Below are 20,204 nucleotides of genomic sequence, written 5' to 3' on the forward strand. Positions count from 1 at the left end.
GTAGTAGTAGATTATAGAAAAACTAAACAGGTACCGTGTAGAAACGCAATAAACCGTGTTTCTGCACGGTACTTAGTTTAGGATTTATACCAGTCAAAAAAGAAAGTACTGCCCTCACCCACGGTAGAGTCGATGCGGAATTTACCACCTTGTTCCTCTACCAGTACTTTCAGAATATTTAGCCCAACACCCGTTTTGTCATCGCGGGTTTGCGTGGGGGCCTGACTGACTCCAAAGAGTTCAAACAAATTGGACTGATCTTTCAAACTGATTCCTGGACCGTTGTCACGAACGTAAAATTCATAGAAGTCCGATTTTTCCGTATAGCCCACTTCAACCAGTCCCTGAGGTTTATCATTGTACTTAATCGCATTACTGATCAGATTCTGAAACACCTGCTGAAGTTTCAGTTTCCGGGTCTGGAAACGCGGCATGGTACCGGTAATGACCGTACGAATCGTTTTCGGAGGAAAGAGTAATTGGAAAATCTGCATTACCATTTCCTGTACATTTACCTCCTCAATGGTTTGTTCGGAAAGACTCTTCCGGGAATAATCCAAAATCTCAGAAATCATGCCTGACAGGTGATACGAAGCTTTCTGAGAGAGTCCGAGATATTCGCGAAGTTCTTCCTGTGTTAAACCTTCCTCCTCGTTTTGCATTTCCATCAGCGAAAGCATTCCGATGACTCCGTTAAGGGGCGATTTTAAGTCGTGAGCAACGATGTAGACGAAGTTTTCGAGCTGCTTATTGGTTTTTCGGAGAGCATCAGCGGTTTGCTTAAGCTGCGTCTGATACCGGTACAGCTTTTCAAAAACGCTGACTTTGGCCTGCGTTACCTGAATGTCGAGGGGTTTTTGCAGATAGTCTACCGCTCCTTCATCGTATCCTTTCAAGACGTACTGCTGCTCCTTATTAAGAGCCGTCACGAAAATGATGGATACATCGCGGGTTTTGGGATTCGATTTCAGAATACGGGCTACTTCAAAGCCATCCATTTCCGGCATTTGTACATCCAGTAAAATCAATCCGATCTGCGGATTCCGCAGGATCAGCTTAAGGGCTTCATTACCCGAAAGTGCCCGTAAGAATACCCGATTTTCCTGGGCCAGCATTTCTTCCAGCGAAATCAGGTTTTCTTCCCGATCATCGACTAAAAGGATGGTGAAGTCAGTTTGAACGTCGGTCATAGAATAAATTTATAGAGAAAAAAGACGGTTATTAAGGTCAGCAGGCTTTACGACTTCAGCCTGGGAGACAACTTGCAGAGCGGCCAGGGGCATGGCAGGAAACTCGCAGCTTTGCGGATCCTGGATGAGAGCCCGGCCACCCCGTTGAACCAGATAGGCGAGTCCCTGGGAGCCGTCCTGATTGGCTCCGCTCAGTAAAATGCCTACGGCTCGTGCCCCGTATACATCGGCGGCACTTTCAAAGGCCGGATCGAGGGCGGGGCGACTATAATGAATGGCTTCCGAATAATCAAGGCTGAAGGTACGATCCTGTTCAAGCAGCAAATGATAATTCTGCGGGGCCAGATAAACCCGATTGGGTACTACAAAATCTTTATCGTTAGGTTCGATGACTCGCATCTTGCTGGAAAACCCGAAAACTTTATCCATTTCGCTGGGTACGGATTTCTGCCGATGAATGACCAGCACCAACGCAAAGGGAAAAGTCTCAGGAAGCTGCTCAAGCAGTTGAATGATGATCGACACGCTACCGGCTGAGCCGCCAACGACAACAATCTCGGGAGAAAGGGAATTCATGTTTGGTCGTGAGCGAATCAATTAATGTTGTCGGCGAAAGATTTTACTGGCTTCGCTAACGGCCTCAAATTCAGGTCGTATTTCCATGAACAGTAATGATTCTTTCATGCCCAGGGCCAAATATCCTAGTGGAACCAGACTGTCGTAGAGCAGATGCAGGACTCGGTTTTGCAGGTTTTTGTTAAAGTAAATGAGCACATTTCGGCAGCAGATTAGCTGAAATTCATTGAATACCTGATCGGTTACCAGATTATGCTGGGAAAAAAGTACCTTCTGTAACAAATCAGGCCGGATGACTACGTGATTGGGATGAGCTTCGTAATACGACGAAAAATCCTCGGTGCCACCCGAACGAATGTAGTTGGCCGTATACTCTTTCATCGCACTAAGCGGAACGATGCCTTTGCGGGCTTTTTCCAGATTCGCCGGATTGATGTCCGTCGCATAAATACGCGTGCGGTCGAGCAGGCCGGCTTCTTTTAAAATAATGGCCATCGAATAGACTTCTTCGCCCGTCGCACAACCCGCGTGCCAGATTTTGATAATCGGGTAGGAGGCCAGCCGGGGAATCACGGTGTCGCGAAGTTGCCGGTAAAAAGCCGGGTCGCGAAACATTTCAGTGACGTTGACCGTCAGGGTTTGCAGGAACCAAACGAAAAAAGAGGGTTCGTTGATGAGGTGATAACGTAATTCGTACATGGTTTTGAGGCCCGCTCGCTGCATGCAATGCTTCACTCGCCGGGTAAAAGAAGCCCGCGAGTAATCCATAAAGTCGTAGCCATACTGTTCCCGAATCACCTGAATGATTTCTTCAATTTCGTGGGGTAAAATGTCAATCCCGTCACTCATACCTAATCATCGATTGCTAACGTAAAACGAATCTTTACTGATGTCGTTGCCTTAAATAGGTTTAGTTTGTTCCCGTAAATACGGCTGGCAGGTAGCCCAGCGGAACCTCACCACGATTAACGAGAGCCTGCTCCGGGTCACCGAGTTGTGGCTATTGTAGATAGGTATTGGTTAGTAGTTGATAGCGTACAACAGGACTATTTTCGCATCTACGGGACAAAAAACAGATTTGTTGTAGTATAAAAAATCATCGCCAAGCCTAACCCCGCGACAGCCAGACCCGTAGCAGCGATAGCAATTGTTTAGTGTCTACAGGCTTGCTGATGTAATCCGAAGCTCCGGCCTGTATGCTTTTCTCCCGGTCCCCCTGCATGGCTTTGGCCGTTAGGGCAATGATAGGCAATTCCTGAAACTGGGGGTTGGCCCGAATATGTTGGATGGCTTCATAACCATCCATTTCGGGCATCATCACATCCATCAGAATCAGGTCCGTATCCGGGTTGTTCTGGAGTACTTCCAGGGATTCACGGCCGTCTCCGGCAGTAATAGTATCCATCTCATATTCTTCCAGAAGTGTACTCAGGGAAAAAACATTTCGCATATCATCGTCTACCAAAAGGATCTTCTTGCCCTTTAGAGCCTTTTCCGCCATTACAACGTTCGCTTTAGGTACTACGGGCTGGCTTTCTACTTTAAACAAAAACAGTTCCAGTTCGTCCAGCAATCGATCCTTGGCCAGCGGCGAATTCCGGATAATGACATCGGAAACTTTTTTGAACCGCGATTCATCCGTGGGTGACAAGTCCTGATCCAAAAAGAGAATGAAAGGGATCTGATGCGTACCCAAGGCCCCATGCAACTGGTCGAGGGTAGCGAGTACGGCCTCGGAAGCTTCGCCGGCGTCCATGAGGAGGCAGTGGAATTCCTGGTGCTGCAAGCGTAACAAAGCCTCCGGAAGACTCGTAACGAACTGGGTATTGATCTGGAAATTCCGTTCGGCTAACCAGCCCGTTAGCGATTGGCTGCGAAGCTGGGTGCCCGTCAGTACCAGGATTTTTTTTCACTGCTGGGTAAATGTTCAGCAATTCGGGCGAAGATGGCTTCAAAGTCCTCCCGTGAAGCCGCTTTATTGAGGAAAGACACCGCTCCCTGCAGGTTATGACGGGGTTCATCGCCAGCCGAAATGATATGCACCGGAATCGATTGAAGGACCGGATCATTTTTCAGGCTTTTGAGCAAACTCCACCCGTCGGTATCCGGCAGGAAAATATCAAGCAGAATAGCGGAAGGGCGGTACGTCTGAGCGTAATAGAGACCTTCTGCACCCGTTAAGGCCACTACGGTTTTGTAGCCCCGGGCCTGCGATAAGTCGCGTAAACGTTCGGCATACACGGCATCGTCTTCGATGATGAGCAAGGGATGATCACCCTGAACCAAATCCTGCCGATCATCGGTAACCTGCGTTTGTTCCTGCGGTTTTTCAAGACTAAACAACGCAGGTTTGGTCTCGGCTACGACCGTACGGGTGCGGTCTTTGGGCATAATCATGCCCTGAGCAGGGAGATACAGCGTGAAGGTACTCCCCCGACCCGTTTCACTATTTACGCGGATTTCGCCACCCAGCAGCCGGGAGAGCTCCCGGCAAATAGACAAGCCCAGGCCTGTACCCCCAAACTTTCGATTGGTCGAGCCATCTGCCTGTTGGAAGGCCTCAAAAATAAGTTGCTGTTTTTCGAGCGGAATACCAATGCCCGAGTCTTCCACGCTGAAGGCCAGCACTTCACGAGCTTCACTTAACTTTTGACTAAAAAACTCTGGTTGTGGCTGAATCAGTTGAACGTCAAGCTGTATGGAACCGCCCCGGGGCGTGAACTTGAAGGCGTTAGACAGTAAATTTTTAAGAATCTGTTCGATTCGCTGGTAATCGCTGAAAAAGGAGTCGGGAGCCAGATCACCCGTTGTAATTCGGAAGTTGATGCCCTTGTCGTCGGCCAGTACGGAAAACAAATCCTGCATATTCCGCAGAATACGGGCGGTCTTCACTTCTTCGACCAGGATATCGATTTTACCGGCTTCAATTTTCGACAGATCCAGAATATCATTGATGAGATTAAGTAAATCCGTTCCGGACCGGAAGATGACCTGAGCGTGTTCGATCTGTTTTTCGGTAAGATTTCCGGATTTATTGTCGGCCAGCAGGCGAGCCAGAATCAATACGCTATTGAGGGGCGTACGCAGCTCGTGCGACATATTAGCCAGAAATTCGGATTTGTATTGACTGGATTGCTCCAGTTCGCGGGCCTTGATAGTCAGAGCCTGGCGGGTTGATTCGATGGCTTCGTTTCGTTCCTCCAGTTCAACATTGATCTGCCGAAGTTCTTCTTCCTGTACTTTCAGTTCTTCCTCTGAAGCCTGTAGTACTTCTGCCTGTCGGGTTAGCTCCTCGTTGGCCTGTTTCAGCGTTTCCTGTTGCTCCAGCAACGTATCCGCCTGCAACTGGACCTGACTTAGCAGCTTGCCATTAAATGCTTGGGTCATACTGGCATCCAGGGCGACGGCAATGTTATCGCCCGCCGTTTCCAGTAGCAACAGGCTGGACGCACTGAACGTACCGAAGCTAGCCAGTTCAAGTATACCTTTGAGGTTGGAACCATTCCAGAGGGGCAGAAAAAGCACTTCACCGGGTAGCGAAGCTCCCGTACTGGACTGGAGTTGCCAGAATTGCGGTGGAACATTCTGTATACGCTGGAGGTGTTTTGAAGCCGCCGCTTTTCCCAATAGCCCCGAACCCAGCGGCCATTCGGTGGGAGTGTGGAGCGGCAGACCTACCGCCGCTTTTTGAATCAGACTTTGTTCGTTGAGTACGTATAGGGCCCCGGCTGGAATTTCCAGATACGCTACTACTTCCTTTACAATGCACTGAGCCAGCGAATCCAGATCGTGGGTGGCCTGTAAGCTATCGTTGATTTTGGAAACACCCGTGAGGAGCCAGTTTTTCTGAGCCGTTTCTTCGTTAAGCTGCGAAAGATCGTTCAGGCGGGAGTTGAGTTCAAGCTGAGCCTGCTCGCGTTGTTTCAGTTCCCGAAAGACCACAAGAATCAGTAAAGTGGCGATGAGAATAGCCAGCGTCATGGCTACCAGAATGGTAGTACCGGCGGTGCGGAATGCAGACTCCCGCTGATTTTCGCGGTTTGTAAGCAGATTCTGCTCTACAGTAACGAGATGATCAAGATTGGTACGGACGGCATTGATCTGGTTACTCTCTCTGTTGACGGTCTGAATGCTGTGAATGGCATTTTCCGGCAAAGTCCAGAATGTATACAATTGTTTAAGCTGATCTTCTACAGTCGCCAATCGCATCACCTGGGCCGGATTATCGGCCATGAGCTGATTAAGCGTTTTCAGATTCGACTCGATCTCGGTTCGGGCTGCACTAAAATCCGAAAGGGCGTGCGTATTTTCTTTATTGAGCCGGTGATCCCGCTGGGCTACCTGCATTTTTTGAATGAGGTCGCGGCTTTTCTCCAGTTGATTCAGATTTCGATAGGTATGACTTACCCAATCTGAATCGTTGGCCTGCTTGAGGAAGGTGCTGTACGTGACAAAACCGGCAGTAATCAAAAGGGCGAGGCCTACGACAAACATGAGGTTGACGCGGCTTCGGGCGGTTAGTTTAAGCATACTAGGAGCCAAGCGGTAAGGGTGAAGACGGCGGATTTGCTTAGCAGGGGCAAATTACGCCTTCAGCCGCCTTTTCTCACAGGGGCACAATCAGGTATTTTAACAAAAATTCAATAAAAATGGCATAAACCAGTGACCAATTCCTGGATTTGAAAGAAAACAGAAGCCAGTAAAGATTAGATTGAGTTTAACTGAGGGATTTCCGTCGATACTAAAGAGAAGGTTGTTTCAGAAATAGAGGCCTGATCCATCATTCCATACCAGTGGCGGAAGAGGGGCCGCTCACCCTGCAAATGATGACGTACTCTTTGAACCAGAAATAGTCTATCATTCCTACTACTTCGGCCAGCAGGCAAGCTCTGGAACCCCTCGAAGAAGTTAAACTGGATTTGACAAGCACCTAACAAACCCCCACGGATTCGTAGTAATAGCCTCGGGAATTACTCAAGAATTCGGCTTTCTGGACTTGTTTTCATCAGTCGGTCAGACTGATCCTGAAAAAACATCGGCTAACCGCAGGGTCAGCCGATGTTTTGGAATAGACGGGAAGCATTAATCGCGTAAATCAATCACTTCTACGCCTGGGTATTTGCTCTTGTTGAAGCTAAACGTCTGATCGTTCACGGCGACATTGGGCGTGAACTTTGTAATCTTAAAGGTTTGGACCTTACCCGATTTATCGGTCAGCTGCCAGCCTTTGATGGACGAGTCGTTTTTATGAACGGTCATCCGTACTTTCGCGATGTGAGCTGATTTATTGGTAGGCGTCAGGTCAATGACAGCGTTTCCGTCTTTCCGTTCTTCGATCAGCTTATACTGATAACCGTTCTTATAAATGTTGTAAATAGTAGCCGGGCTAAATTCGTTGCTGGCCGGATCATTCGTGGATAAATTGACCTCGTTGGCTTCTTTCACGTAAGTCGCCACGGTTTTTCCATCGTTGTATACTTCCTGCCCGGCCAGTTTTAAATAGTATTTGCCGCCCTTGGTCGTCAGATCGCCTTTGTGCGATTCGCCCGCTGCTCCGTACGTAAAGCCTACATTAAACGAATTCAAAGCTTTGTATTTTTTGCTTACGGCATCGAGAATGGTGGCTGCTTTCGGGTCCTGAGCCTGGGTAAAGAAAGTACTGAAAAGAAATGCGTGTATAAGTACGGTTTTAAGAATTTTCATGGCTTGATGCGTTCATAGACTTCTTCAAAGATAAAAGAACCCTGCCGGAGAAGGGGGGCAGTCCCTGTTAAAAATTGTGAACCAGCGAGACATGTTCTAGTTTGAAGAAATGTCGCTTGTGTTTTCCTGATTTATAATTAGTTTCATTCGAATTTCAACTTTTCAACAGACACCTCATGAGTGTATTCCATTCTTCATTCGGTATGATTACCTGGCTTGTGCTACTATTTAATGTCTGTTTAGCCGGAATAGGTCTGTACGTGCTGTACTTACTGATCCTCTTCCTGCGAAAAAGTATTCGAAAGTTAGATGCAGAAGCCAAAGAGAAGGGGTGGCTCGGGTAGTAGCTTAGCGAAGGAAAATGTTCTCAAAAAAGCGTGGCCGGTATTTCTACCAGCCACGCTTTCAAAACGATTCGAGGGTATCTCACAACCGCAGTTCCTTGAAGAGTTCGTCCAGGCGTTCTTCACTCTGAATGAGTACCTCCCGGGCTTTGGACCCTTCAAACGGACCTACTACACCGGTGGCTTCAAGCTGGTCCATGATCCGACCGGCCCTGTTGTATCCCAGTTTCATTTTTCGTTGAATCAGCGAAGTAGAGCCCTGCTGATGAATGACGATCAGGCGAGCGGCGTCTTTAAACATCGGATCAAGCTGGGCCAGATCCACGTCTTTTTCGTCGTTACCGGCTTCATCACCTTCGAATTCGGGCAACAGATAAGCATCAGAATAGCCCTGTTGTTCGCCAATGAAGTCGCAGACGGCATCCACTTCCGGCGTATCGACGAAGGCACACTGCAAACGCGTCATGTCTGAACCCTGCAGGAAAAGCATGTCGCCCTGACCCACCAGCTGATCGGCTCCATTCGTATCCAGAATGGTACGGGAATCGACTTTCTGGGTTACTTTGAACGATAAACGAGCCGGGAAGTTGGCTTTGATTTTACCCGTAATAATATCCACGGAAGGTCGTTGCGTCGCCACAATCAGGTGAATACCAATGGCCCGGGCCAACTGAGCCAGACGGGCAATGGGCGTTTCTACTTCCTTGCCAGCCGTCATCATCAAATCGGCCAACTCATCAATGACCAGCACGATATACGGCAGGAAGCGGTGACCCTTCTCCGGATTCAGGCGACGTTCGATGAACTTCTGGTTGTATTCCTTGAGGTTACGGCAACCGGCGTTTTTCAGTAGTTCATACCGCGAATCCATCTCCACGCACAACGAATTGAGCGTGTAAATTACCTTCTTGGTATCGGTAATAATAGCGTCTTCAGTACCGGGGAGTTTCGCCAGGAAGTGCCGCTCAATCTTACTGAACAGACTCAACTCCACTTTCTTGGGATCGACCAGTACGAACTTGAGCTGGGCCGGGTGTTTTTTGTAAAGTAGCGAAGCCAGAATTACGTTCATCCCAACGGACTTACCCTGACCCGTGGCCCCGGCAATGAGCAGGTGAGGCATTTTGGCTAGGTCCGTAACGAAGATTTCGTTGGAGATGGTCTTGCCTAGTACAACCGGGAGTTCAGCCGTGGATTTCTGGAATTTCTCGCTGGCTACCACCGCCCGAATACTTACCATTTCGCGGTTCTTATTCGGTACTTCAATCCCGATGGTGCCTTTCCCCGGCATCGGAGCAATAATCCGAATGCCCAAAGCTGCCAGTGAGAGGGCAATGTCATCTTCCAGCGATTTAATCCGGGAAATCTTGACCCCCGCCGAAGGAACAATTTCGTACAGCGTTACGGTTGGCCCCGGCGTAGCCTTGATGCTGGCAATGCTGATGCCGTAATCGCTGAGGGTACGTAAAATGGTATCCTTCTTCGTTTTTAATTCTTCTTCCGAAACCTGAGCTTTATCGGTCGTGTACTCCCGCAGCAACTCAACGCTGGGGTACTGGTACCGGGCCAGATCGAGTGTAGGATCGTACAGACCCAGCTCTTTAATTAGGTTTTCGTTAGGTTGCGTATCTAATTTTTCTATTTTTTTCGGAGGCAGAATCTCTTCAGCCGGAGCCGTCTCAATGATAAAGTCAGGTTCCGAAGATTTCTCTTTCGGTACTTCCCGGCTCACTTTGGCCACGGGGGCGGGAGGTGTATACGCTACGACTTCCTCCAGGACCGGTTCTTCCACGGGAATGGCCTCTACGGGCAGTGGAATCGGCGTTTCGAGTACGCGGCGAGCGTCTTCGGCGAGTCGGTTTACTTTCTGTAATTGCAGATATTCCTGCTCTTCTTCATCCGCTTCTTCCTCCGGCTCATCGGGTTCGGTAATCACCGGAATGGGTTTCCGAAGTATCGGTTTGGGCTCTTCTTTCACCGGAGCCGGTTTCTCGACGGGTTTTTCCTCTTCTTCGTCCTCATCCAGCTCTTCTATTTCCTTGAATAAGTTCTTGAAAGGATTGCTGACCGTCGGACGGGGTACTTTCATGCCTTCTACTTTTTCGGCCACGTGCTCCAGGGAATCAACCCGGTAAAAGTAAATGACGAACACAAACAAGGCCGCCGCAATTACTGCGATAGAACCCCATCCGATCAAATTGTACAGTAACTGATTGATTAAGAGTCCAATACCGCCCGAAAGTGTACTGAGATTACTCTGTGAATCGGACCATAGTACGACAAAACCCAATACGGCACTTACCCAGATCATGTAAAAAATGGCCTGATAGGTAAGCCGTTTGAGCGGAAAAATCTCGCGGGAAAACGTAAGCTTGATTCCCGCTACCAATAGCACGGGAATAATGAGAAAGGAAGCAAGGCCAAACCACTGGAATACAAAAAAGTGACCCACGATAGCTCCCGTTAGTCCCAGCCAGTTTTGTACTTTCTGACCCGAATCTTTCAGGGGTGTTTTAAACGCAGCTCCCACTACACTTTGATCGGCTTCGCCCGAAATCAGGTAAGAAAAGAAAGCCAGAAAGAGCAGCACCGCCAGTAACACCGTGAGTCCTCCGATGACCAGCCGCGTACTCGGGCCGGCAATCGTTGCCCGAAGGCTTTTCGAAGGCTTACTGGCGGGTTTGCGGAGAGGTTGTTTAGAAGAATCTACCTTTTTTGCCATGTATCACGAAACAATAAATCAGAATGCAAGCCCAGAGCCAGATTGGCGTATACCCAGAAAAGGTACGTCCGTTTAGGTTCCAAAATTTACAAAAGTAAACTGTTGAAATCCACTTCTGTTCTATAATATTTTATTTATTACTGATTGTCAAGCAAATAATTGCAAATACGCTTGGCCTGAGCAGGACCTTCGTAAATGAATCCTGTATACACTTGTATCAGGCTGGCCCCGGCCTGTAGCTTCTCCAGAGCATCTTCTGGGGAATGAATTCCACCTACGCCGATGATCGGGAAACTGCCTTTCGACTGCTGATGCAGATAGCGAATCACTTCTGTCGAACGCTCCCGTACGGGTTTGCCCGAAAGTCCACCCGCTCCAATGGCTTCGATCGTTTGAGGCGGCGTTTGCAGGTTCTCGCGGGAAATAGTCGTATTCGTCGCAATTACACCCGCAATCCGGCTGGTTTGTACAATGTCGATAATATCGTCGAGCTGGCTATCCGTCAGATCCGGAGCAATCTTGAGCAAAATGGGCTTGGGCCGACTCTGTTTCAGGTTTTCGGCTTGCAGCGTCAGTAACAGCTCGGTCAGCGGTTCCTTCTCCTGCAAAGCCCGAAGGTTCGGCGTATTGGGCGAACTCACGTTCACGACAAAGTAATCAACCGTATCGTTCAGTTCATGGAAGCAGGCCAGGTAATCGTCTACGGCTTTTTCGTTGGGCGTCACCTTATTCTTACCAATGTTTCCACCAATAAGTACGCGACTTTTGCGTCGGCGGAGTTTTTCGGCGGCAGTTCGGGCTCCTTTATTGTTGAAACCCATGCGGTTAATCAGGCCCTGATCGGCCTTCAGGCGAAACAGTCGCGGACGGTCGTTGCCGGGCTGGGGGCGGGGCGTTACCGTACCGATCTCCACAAAACCGAAACCAAGGCAGGAAAGCTCGTCTACTAATTCGGCATTTTTGTCGAAACCAGCCGCCAGACCTACGGGATTGGGGAAGCGGATACCAAATACCTCCCGTTCCAGTCGCGGGTCCGTTACCGTAAAGATTTTCCGGCTTAATGCAGGAACAAACGGTATTTTAAAGCTAAACTTCAGGAAGTTAAACGAAAAGTGGTGAATCTGTTCAGGATCGAAACAGAAGAGCAACGGGCGAATCAGAGCTTGGTACATGGGACAAAAATACGCACTTTGCAGCTATGAAACCGCTGCTTGGGTTGATCCTTTTCTTGACTTTTTCCTTTACGGCCGGGGCTCAGCAAACCCTGAGCGGTCGCGTACTGAACGCCGACGACCGTAAACCCCTACCATTTGCGAACGTTTTTCTGGCCAATACCACCCGAGGTACAACCACCAATGAGGAAGGCGAATTTACCCTGACGCAGCTGCCAGCGGGTACGCTCGAACTGGTTGTTTCGTACGTAGGCTACCAAACCCGGATGCAAACGATTCCAACCGATAATCGGTCGACTTCGCTGGAGATTCTACTTAAAGCCAATCCCGAATTACTGGCTGAGGTAAAGGTAAAAACGAAACGCGATAAGCACTGGAAACAACGATACGAACGCTTTGTGAGTATGTTTCTGGGGGCAACCGAAAACGCCCGGCAGTGTACCATTGTGAATTCCGACGTACTCTGGATTACCGAAGATTCCACCAAGCAATGGCTGACGGCCGGAGCCCGCGAACCTTTGATTATTGAAAATCAGGCTCTGGGTTACCGCATTAAATACCAGCTTGAAGGTTTCTCCTATCACCACACGCAGGGGTACGTTTCATACCTGGGCTATCCGGTGTACGAAGATTTGCCCACGACGAGCTCCGAAACAATGACCCGCTGGAAACGAAACCGCAATCGGGCCTATTACGGATCACTCACGCATTTTTTGCGAAGTCTGCATAGCGGTACGCTGGCTTCCGAAGGATTTATCGTACAGCGAATTGTGAATCCCGCCCAATCTCCCATGAACGCTCTGGCCCTGGCGGGTAAAAAGCTAAGCCGATGCGAAGTGCTTCGCTATAATGGCCTTCAGGTGCTGGACGAGCCTTTGCGAAGCGAGGATGTGCTGGTAAAACGATTGCACACCCCTGAGCAAAGTATCATGACTTTTCCGGGAGCTATCCAGGTAACGTACACCAAGGAAATGGATCTGAATATTCTGCCCGGAATGAGGCAGCGTCCGCAGACGAGTGTCATTGAATTACTGAGCCAGATGGTCCGCATTCAGGCAAATGGGCAGTATTTCCCATCGCTTGATCTACTCATATCCGGTTATTTTGTTTACGAAAAAACGGGCGATTCGTTGCCCTTTGATTTTCAGCCGTATCCGTAGACGTAAGGTGGGAATCGGTACATACATGAATGTTTTTATGAACGCAACTGTTTATGAATGGAAGCCTTCACCGATTTCTTGGTCGAGCTTTTTACGCCGTAGAAAGAAGAGCCTTTTCGCTCAGACTTCATTGAAAACTAATTGTCTTATGGAAACGTATCAAACCTTAGCTCCGGCCTACGTAGAACTCTTAACCAAAGCCGTAGGTCATAAAAACAAGCTCGAGTACTTCAACGAATACCGGGAATATAAAGCCACCGGAGCTCCCTTTAAAGGCCTTTTGAAAAATGAAACGGGAGAATTTCTGGAACTGGCCACGGGTGTACAGATTCCTTTGAGCCAAATCATCAGCTTGAACAACGTATTTTTTCCTGGTTATGAGGACTACGAAGAAGTGCTTGGCATGCGTTGTAGTCGATAAATAGGTACTTTTCGAAAAAAGCACTTTAATTTAGACGTTCTTATTAGAACGTATGGAAGGGGTACGGGCCGCCAAGGTTCCGTACCCTGCTTAGCATTTATTCTCGACGTATGAAGTATTTTCTGGGGATTGAAATTGGCTCGGGCAAGATTCATTTAGCCGTAGCAGATGAAACACACACGATTACTGAACACATACGCCGGGATGTAGTACCCGGAAATACGGCTGAAGATCTGAGGTCCCAGATTGAAGAAGTCATTGATGATTTGCAGACCCGGTATCGGTTTTCTTCCATGTGCGTTGGCTTTGGCGGACCAGTGGATTGGCGGCAGGGCAAAACGGTACAGTCCTATCGCATTGAAGGCTGGAAAAACTTCGACTTATCCGATTGGCTGGAAGATCACTTGCACTGTCCGTCCTGGGTAGAAAACGATGCGAACCTGGCTGCTTTAGCTGAAGCTATTCAGGGAGCGGGTAAGAATTACGCTACCGTATTTTACTTGAAACTTGGGCACGGCATCGGGGGGGGATTGATTCAGAAGGGGCAGATTTATCATGGAGCCCGGCCCGGCGAATCCGAAATCGGTAAGTTACGGCTCGATCGTTCGGGTACTACCTTGGAATCCGTTGCTTCTGTCCGAGCCATTGTACAACGCATTGAAAGTGAGGTAGCCAAACAGCCCGAGGGCCCGCTGGCTCAGGCGGTGGCTGCCGGGCAAGGCGTTTCTTACCTGATTCAGGCTCTGGCAAATGGCGATTCACTGGCCGAACAATTGCTCAATGAAACGGCCGATCAATTGGCCTTTGCTCTGTCCCACGTCGTTCATCTGTTTCACCCCGATCTCATTGTACTCAGTGGAGGCGTTCCCGAACTCACGGAAAAACTGAGTCAGGTGATCGACCAAAAGCTTTCTACGTACGTCATGGAGGCCTTTCTTCCATTACCTAAAATAGCCCTGGCTCAATTGCAGGACGAAGCCGTGGTGAGAGGAGCCCTGCTCGTAGCCCGGCAGAATAGTTATTTATAAAAAAAAGGCCAGAACCCGCGTTCTGGCCTTTTTTGTGACTGTACTTCTGGCTGATCCTCCATGTTCATGCCACGGCGTAGGGAGTCAGTTCGATACGTTCGGATGCTCCTAATAGTGAATCTTCGCTTCGTTCATTTTCCATTCGTCAAAGGCTTCCTGAGCACCTTCCGTAGGGAGGTGAATCATGGGTAAACTACGCTCGGATGGCGGCAGGGCTACCTGCTCATAAATAAAAGAGTCATCAAAACCAGCATCGCTGGCTTGTTCATGCGTGCAGGCGTAGTACACGCGGTCGGGGCGAGCCCAGAAAATGGCTCCCAGGCACATGGGGCACGGTTCGCAGGAAGTGTACAGCTCACAACCCGACAACTGGTGCGTGCCCAAATACGTACACGCTTCCCGAATGGCGACAATCTCGGCGTGGGCCGTGGGATCATGGCTGGAGGTTACGCGGTTGTGTCCCCGCCCAATGATTACCCCGTCTTTTACAACAACGGCACCAAAGGGGCCACCCAGGCCGGCCCATTGACCCTGAAACGAAAGCTCGACGGCTTCTTGAATATACTGGTTCATGGCTAAAAATTCGTAAACGGTTAATACAACTAAAATAAATACAGACTGTTTTCAGACCATTGATGAAAGTTAAAATCCATTCATCCGTTCTTCAACGCGTATGGATGGTACAGGATTTGGGGCTTCTTTAGAAAATACCTAGAATTGCCTGTAATTCAACTTTTATCCTATCTATTAAATACGACAATGGACTATCAACCCCTGCCTCCTTCGCAACCACCCATGAGTGATTCCGATGCCCGTACCTGGGCTATGCTGGCTCACCTGAGCAGTATCGTGGCTAGTTTCCTGGGTGGACTTTCGTTTCTTGGGCCTCTAATCGTTTGGTTAATCTACCGGGAACGTTCTACGTACGTGGACTACCACGGCAAAGAAGCCCTGAATTTTCAGATTCTCATGTCAATCGCCTTTGTGGGTTGTATCATTCTGGGCATACTTACCTGTGGCGTTGGGCTGATCATATTACCCGTTGTTGCCGTGCTGGACATTGTCTTCGTGGTTATTGCGGCGATCAAAGCAAACAATGGTGAGTATTATCAATATCCTTTCAACTGGCGGATCGTAAAGTAGTAGCCATCAGTTTAAACAAGAAGAGCCATCAACCGTCGGTTGATGGCTCTTCTTGTTAAGAAAACCCTCTTACTTGGGTTTAGAAAACTCCTGACGAGCCTGGGCTGCGGAGGCTTCATTGGTGAAAATTCGGGTTTCGCGGCGACGAATGGCCCACCAGATCCCAAGCAAACCAAACAACACAGCCGGAATACTGAGTATCTGACCGAGGTTGTAGGTCATCTGGTCTTCAAACGTTACCTGGTTCTCTTTGTAAAATTCGTACACGAAACGCAGCACGAATACGACGACCATGAAAAGTCCCGTGAGTATACCCTGCGGAAGACCGGTTTTATAGCGATTCCAGATGGAATACAAGGCAACACAAAGAATCAGGCAGGAAATGGCTTCGTACAACTGGGCCGGATGCCGGGGTTCCTGCGAGAATTCAGTATTGTTCAGGAAAATGAAGGCCCAAGGTACATCCGTAACCTTTCCTACAATTTCCGAATTCATCAGGTTGCCCAGACGAATGAAACAACCTGCCAGGGCCACGGTAATGACAATCCGGTCAGAAATCCAGAAGAAATTGATTTTTTGGAACGGGCGAATAGGTAAAGTCCCGTGATAATACCCACCATGGCTCCGTGACTGGCCAGACCCGCGTACGGTGGCAACAGCATTTCCTTGAACCACTTCCAGGGATTGGCAAAAAACATGGGATACTCGTAGAAAACGTAATGTCCAACCCGGGCTCCAACCACCGTAGCCAGTACCATGTACAGGGTCAGGGTATCAACCCAGTCGTCGGGTAAACCTTCTTTCCGAAAAATGTGCAGAATAATTCGCTGACCGACCAAGAAACCCAGAGCAAACAGTAATCCATACCACCGAACCGAAAATGAGCCGATGTGGAAAATCTCTGGGTTTACGTTCCAAACAATATAGTTGAACATGTAAAAGTTAGTTTCAGGCGGTAAAAATAGAGCCTATTTCTGAGGATGAGTTGGCTTTAGTGAATTATTCACTAGCGAAGGATGATCTTTCGGGTAATTTTTCCGGAACTCGCCGTTTGAATCTGAACCAGATACACGCCAGTAGGCAATCCCTTAAAATCAAGTTCATAACGATTGGTACCGTTAGAACGGGCTTTACCCAGCCACTGACCGAGCAGGCTATACAGATTTACTTCTGCTTCGGAAGGTGTAGTCACCGTTACGTACCGATCCGTGGGATTGGGTCCGACCCGTACTGTCTCCGTGCCCGTATCGGGCGAAGGCAGCAACTTCTCCGAACGATTCAGTAGCAACCGCAGGCCACCGGTATTCGTACCAGCCACAATGTCGGGTAAGCCATCCTGATTGAGGTCCGCTACGGCCAGCGAAGGGACACTGCCGATTTTAAGGCTTGTAACCGCATTGGCGGGCGATTTTACCGAACTGGAATCCGCCGAAAGGGTCGTTTGATTAAGGAAATCATGGAAAACTTTCAGTGAACCATTGTCATAGGCCGTCAGCAGGTCCAGTCGTTCGTCGCCGTTGACATCCGCCGCGATTAGTGAGAACCCCCGGTTGTTAAAATCATCGGTCTGGCCACCGTACGACTTCGTTTCAAGCTGATACGTGGGCTGGGTAGACGTACCCGTATTGCGGTAATACTGAATGCCACCGTAGTAGGTGCCGATCAGCAGGTCAATGCGTCCGTCCCGGTTCACGTCAATGTACAGAGGAACCGAACCCGCGTAAAGGTCATTCGGGAGGGGTAAGGCCGTAAGCTCGTCCGGATTGAGCTGAAAAGCTCCGGTCTTACCACCTCGGTTGGGAATGTACCGAACGATAGAGCCGGCTGGCGTCTGAGCCATAAAACCCAGATCGGGTATACCATCGCCGGTGACGTCACTGAAAAAACGTTGACATTGGTAACCAACTGATTCTGGCGGTTCTGTAGCTGCGTGGCCAACCCCAGGTAATCATCCGTTTCAAGCTGGAATTTGGCCTGTTGAGGGGTACCAACGTTCCGGAACAGAGCGATGCCACCCCGGTACGTTGGTCCGGAGCGAAACCCGGCGTATCCCACCAGCAAATCGGCGTCGCCGTCACCATCCAGGTCGGCCAGAGCAGTAGTCGTATTTTCGCCCAGGTCCACCATATCTTCCTGTAAAAAATGCTCTTTCCGGAAGATCAGTCCCGAACCCGTATTTTCGTAAAGCCAGGCGGTCCGGCGAAAGTCATTGGCCTTGAGCTGATCGTTGGAGTAGACATTCGGAGCAGCCAGCAGATCGGGTTTCCCATCAAACGTTACGTCTTCCAGAAACGTGGCCGGAAATACGCCCATATCAATCGGTTTCACCGAAGGAAACAAATAGTCAGCCTGCGTGAATCGAGCCTTCTCCCGCGTACCGGCATTGGGCATGTACGCTACGTGGGAATCTTCGATGTAACTGTAGAAGAAATCTTTTACGCCATCTCCGTTGTAATCCCAGAGTAAAATGCTGTTGCCTGCGTGCAGCGGGCGACCCCCCGGATTGTTCTGGACGGCCGGACAATCGCCTTCCCCAGTTTCGCAATTCATATTGAAGCAGGCATCGCCGTACTGTCGCTTGATGAAGTTTCCCCAGCAAAACCCGATTTTCTTGAAAGTCAAACCGGCCTTGCCCGTTCGTTCCATGCTCATGTTCTGGTGGTATTCCGCAAAGTCGCCCGCAATGTCAAAGATGACCAGATCCAGATCGCCGTCCCCGTCCACATCATCAATTCCAGGGACGTCCGTGGAAGGCACCTGCATATTTACCTGACCCGAAAATCCTTCGGTGTATAACGGATCGAACAGCAACTGCCAGCGAAAACCGGAAGGAGCCGCTACATTCTGATACACTTTAATTCCCGATGGTGTGTGGGCAAACAAATCCTTGCGTCCATCGCCATCGAAATCGCGAAGGAGCATCCAGCTGTCTAATTCGGGGAAGTACGCCTCGTAAAGGGGAGCGTGTCGCCAGGTGTAGGAGCCATTACCCGTGGGCTGGGCCAGAAAGGTGGAAACTTTTCGACTGGTTCGATCAAAAATTACTAAATCCTCGACCTGATCCTGATTTAAATGCATCTTGGAAAACTGCGGAGCATTCAGCCCTCCGGCCCAGGCATTGGGCAGGATTCGACCCTGTACGGAAACCTGCACCGCAGTATCCAGTTCAAAGGAAAACTTCTGAGCATGGGCCTCAAAAGAAAGAAATGAAACGAGCAGCCCCAGGCCCGTCAGCAGGTAACGGTTTTTCATTGCATCTTTGTCACATCAGTTCAACAACGAATGGAAAATACATTTAGCGTTTCGGGTGGAGAGTTTTAGCCGGGAGAGCTACGAATTCCCAACCTGACACCTTAAACGATCTATACATGATTGCAGACCTTTATCAAAAGTACCTGACTTGCAGCAGTGTTTCGATTGATACCCGCAAAATTGAGCCCGGAGCGATGTTTTTCGCGTTAAAAGGGGAAAAATTTGACGCGAATACCTTTGCCGCCCAGGCCCTGGCCAACGGAGCCGCCTATGTAGTGATGGATAATGCCGAATACGCGACCGATGAACGTTGTCTGGTCGTGCCGAATACGCTTCAGACTCTGCAACGGCTGGCTCTGTATCATCGGCGTACGCTGACCATTCCCGTCATCGGCATTGGTGGTTCAAACGGCAAGACGACAACTAAAGAGCTGACCCACCGTGTATTGGCGAAACGATTCCGGACATTCGCTACGCCCGGTAATTACAATAACTACATCGGCGTGCCGCTTACCCTGCTTTCCATGCCGGTGGGTACGGAAGTGCTTATCGTAGAACTGGGAGCCAACCAGAAAGGCGATATTGAAGAATTGGTGAACATCTGCGAACCCGGTCTCGGCCTCATCACCAATATTGGAAAGTCGCACCTGGAGGGTTTCGGTGGCTTGCAGGGCGTACGCGAAGGAGAGGGAGAACTCTACGATTTTCTGGTACAGACCAACGGCCTGATCTTTTTTCATGCTCAGGATGAAACGCTTGCGAGTATGCTGGAAGAACGGGGAGCAAAGAAGTTCAACCTGATTCCTTACCGCGACGACGTTCAGTTGCTGGAAACCAATCCGAACGTAGTATATGAAATAGGCGAACAACGCGTGGAAACGCACCTGATGGGGGATTACAACTTCATCAATATGCGGGCTGCTCTAACGCTGGGGAAATACTTTGGCGTAGCGGAAGCAGACATGCACGCGGCCATTGCGGGCTACGTGGCCGAAAATAACCGCTCCCAGATTTTACAGAAAGGTTCGAATACCATCTGGCTGGATGCGTACAACGCCAACCCAAGTTCAATGGCCGCTGCGTTGAAAAATTTCGAAGCCCTGGATGCGAAGAAAAAACTGGTCATTCTGGGCGACATGTTCGAACTGGGCGAAGAAGGGCCCCAAGAGCACGAGCTGATGGGAAAATTGATTGCCGAATGCCACTTTGACTACGTACTTCTGGCGGGACCGCTCATGCAGAACGCCCTGAAATATTTGCCCCGGGCGTATTACTTCCCCGATAAATTCGGCCTACACGTCTGGCTGGAGGAACATCCCATGACGGATACGCATTTCCTCATCAAAGGTTCCCGCGGTATGGGGCTGGAAAGTACGCTGGGGATGATTGGGGGAGGGGAGAGTTCATAAATTTTGAGCGGCGGCCGCAGCCGTTTTGAGTTTAGAGCGGCCGCCGCTGCGGTTTTCAGTTTTCAGTTTTCAGTTTTCAGTTTT

General features: G+C 49.4%; 18 protein-coding genes. 5 read left to right on the forward strand and 13 right to left on the reverse strand.

Going from position 1 to position 20,204, the window contains the following annotated elements:
• Nucleotides 1-77 precede the first annotated feature (77 nt).
• From BWI93_RS20145 to BWI93_RS20180, 8 genes are all read right to left on the reverse strand, one after another.
• Nucleotides 78-1,190 (reverse strand): response regulator, encoded by a 1,113-nt coding sequence (locus BWI93_RS20145; protein ID WP_094814626.1) that lies wholly within the window; start codon nucleotides 1,188-1,190, stop codon nucleotides 78-80.
• A 9-nt stretch (nucleotides 1,191-1,199) separates the two neighbouring features.
• On the reverse strand, nucleotides 1,200-1,766 hold the full coding sequence (locus tag BWI93_RS20150) for a chemotaxis protein CheB (RefSeq protein WP_094814628.1): 567 nt from the start codon (nucleotides 1,764-1,766) through the stop codon (nucleotides 1,200-1,202).
• A gap of 21 nt (nucleotides 1,767-1,787) precedes the next feature.
• Complete coding sequence (locus BWI93_RS20155; RefSeq protein ID WP_094814630.1) at nucleotides 1,788-2,615, reverse strand: protein-glutamate O-methyltransferase CheR; 828 nt, start codon at nucleotides 2,613-2,615, stop codon at nucleotides 1,788-1,790.
• Between the two features lie 259 nt (nucleotides 2,616-2,874).
• The gene (locus BWI93_RS20160) at nucleotides 2,875-3,522 is read right to left on the reverse strand and encodes a response regulator (RefSeq protein ID WP_094814632.1); all 648 of its coding nucleotides are present in this window, start codon (nucleotides 3,520-3,522) and stop codon (nucleotides 2,875-2,877) included.
• Nucleotides 3,523-3,656: 134 nt separating this feature from the next.
• Entirely contained in the window at nucleotides 3,657-6,296 is a 2,640-nt protein-coding gene (locus BWI93_RS20165) for an ATP-binding protein (RefSeq protein ID WP_094814634.1), read from the reverse strand.
• Nucleotides 6,297-6,848: 552 nt separating this feature from the next.
• A complete protein-coding gene (locus BWI93_RS20170; protein WP_094814636.1) occupies nucleotides 6,849-7,469 on the reverse strand; it encodes an outer membrane lipoprotein carrier protein LolA in 621 nt (206 codons plus the stop codon).
• Nucleotides 7,470-7,895: 426 nt separating this feature from the next.
• Nucleotides 7,896-10,535 (reverse strand): DNA translocase FtsK, encoded by a 2,640-nt coding sequence (locus BWI93_RS20175; RefSeq protein WP_094814638.1) that lies wholly within the window; start codon nucleotides 10,533-10,535, stop codon nucleotides 7,896-7,898.
• 137 nt (nucleotides 10,536-10,672) lie between these two features.
• Nucleotides 10,673-11,707 carry a quinone-dependent dihydroorotate dehydrogenase gene (locus BWI93_RS20180; RefSeq protein WP_094814640.1) on the reverse strand — a complete coding sequence of 345 codons (1,035 nt, stop codon included), beginning with the start codon at nucleotides 11,705-11,707 and terminating at the stop codon, nucleotides 10,673-10,675.
• Between the two features lie 26 nt (nucleotides 11,708-11,733).
• On the opposite strand from BWI93_RS20180, the gene BWI93_RS20185 reads away from it, so the two are divergent.
• The 3 genes from BWI93_RS20185 (at nucleotide 11,734) to BWI93_RS20195 (ending at nucleotide 14,316) form a co-directional block, all read left to right on the forward strand.
• Entirely contained in the window at nucleotides 11,734-12,867 is a 1,134-nt protein-coding gene (locus tag BWI93_RS20185) for a carboxypeptidase-like regulatory domain-containing protein (RefSeq protein ID WP_094814642.1), read from the forward strand.
• A 148-nt stretch (nucleotides 12,868-13,015) separates the two neighbouring features.
• Nucleotides 13,016-13,288, forward strand: coding sequence for a hypothetical protein (locus tag BWI93_RS20190; RefSeq protein ID WP_094814644.1), 273 nt, complete (start codon nucleotides 13,016-13,018; stop codon nucleotides 13,286-13,288).
• Between the two features lie 110 nt (nucleotides 13,289-13,398).
• Entirely contained in the window at nucleotides 13,399-14,316 is a 918-nt protein-coding gene (locus BWI93_RS20195; RefSeq protein ID WP_094814646.1) for an ROK family protein, read from the forward strand.
• Nucleotides 14,317-14,424: 108 nt separating this feature from the next.
• On the opposite strand, the gene BWI93_RS20200 is transcribed toward BWI93_RS20195, so the two are convergent.
• Nucleotides 14,425-14,889 (reverse strand): nucleoside deaminase, encoded by a 465-nt coding sequence (locus BWI93_RS20200; protein ID WP_094814648.1) that lies wholly within the window; start codon nucleotides 14,887-14,889, stop codon nucleotides 14,425-14,427.
• Between the two features lie 186 nt (nucleotides 14,890-15,075).
• Between BWI93_RS20200 and BWI93_RS20205 the strand changes: the two genes are divergently transcribed.
• Nucleotides 15,076-15,459, forward strand: coding sequence for a DUF4870 domain-containing protein (locus BWI93_RS20205; protein WP_094814650.1), 384 nt, complete (start codon nucleotides 15,076-15,078; stop codon nucleotides 15,457-15,459).
• A 69-nt stretch (nucleotides 15,460-15,528) separates the two neighbouring features.
• Here the strand turns inward: BWI93_RS20205 and BWI93_RS29735 are convergent, their stop codons facing one another.
• The 4 genes from BWI93_RS29735 to BWI93_RS27535 form a co-directional block, all read right to left on the reverse strand.
• Complete coding sequence (locus BWI93_RS29735; protein WP_369679193.1) at nucleotides 15,529-15,993, reverse strand: prolipoprotein diacylglyceryl transferase; 465 nt, start codon at nucleotides 15,991-15,993, stop codon at nucleotides 15,529-15,531.
• Nucleotides 15,954-16,394: a prolipoprotein diacylglyceryl transferase gene (locus BWI93_RS29740; RefSeq protein ID WP_369679194.1), complete on the reverse strand. Its 441-nt coding sequence runs from the start codon at nucleotides 16,392-16,394 to the stop codon at nucleotides 15,954-15,956. The genes BWI93_RS29735 and BWI93_RS29740 overlap by 40 nt, the downstream gene beginning before the upstream one ends.
• A 71-nt stretch (nucleotides 16,395-16,465) precedes the next feature.
• Nucleotides 16,466-17,152: an FG-GAP-like repeat-containing protein gene (locus BWI93_RS29010; protein WP_255157966.1), complete on the reverse strand. Its 687-nt coding sequence runs from the start codon at nucleotides 17,150-17,152 to the stop codon at nucleotides 16,466-16,468.
• On the reverse strand, nucleotides 17,149-18,711 hold the full coding sequence (locus BWI93_RS27535; protein WP_141217542.1) for a VCBS repeat-containing protein: 1,563 nt from the start codon (nucleotides 18,709-18,711) through the stop codon (nucleotides 17,149-17,151). Before BWI93_RS27535 ends, BWI93_RS29010 begins: the two co-directional genes overlap by 4 nt.
• Nucleotides 18,712-18,827: 116 nt before the next feature.
• On the opposite strand from BWI93_RS27535, the gene murF reads away from it, so the two are divergent.
• Nucleotides 18,828-20,120, forward strand: a complete 1,293-nt coding sequence (gene murF, locus BWI93_RS20220; RefSeq protein WP_094814654.1) for a UDP-N-acetylmuramoyl-tripeptide--D-alanyl-D-alanine ligase — start codon at nucleotides 18,828-18,830, stop codon at nucleotides 20,118-20,120.
• Nucleotides 20,121-20,204 lie beyond the last annotated feature (84 nt).

The sequence above is a fragment of the Siphonobacter sp. BAB-5385 genome (assembly GCF_002261125.1).
Classification (GTDB): Bacteria; Bacteroidota; Bacteroidia; order Cytophagales; family Spirosomataceae; genus Siphonobacter.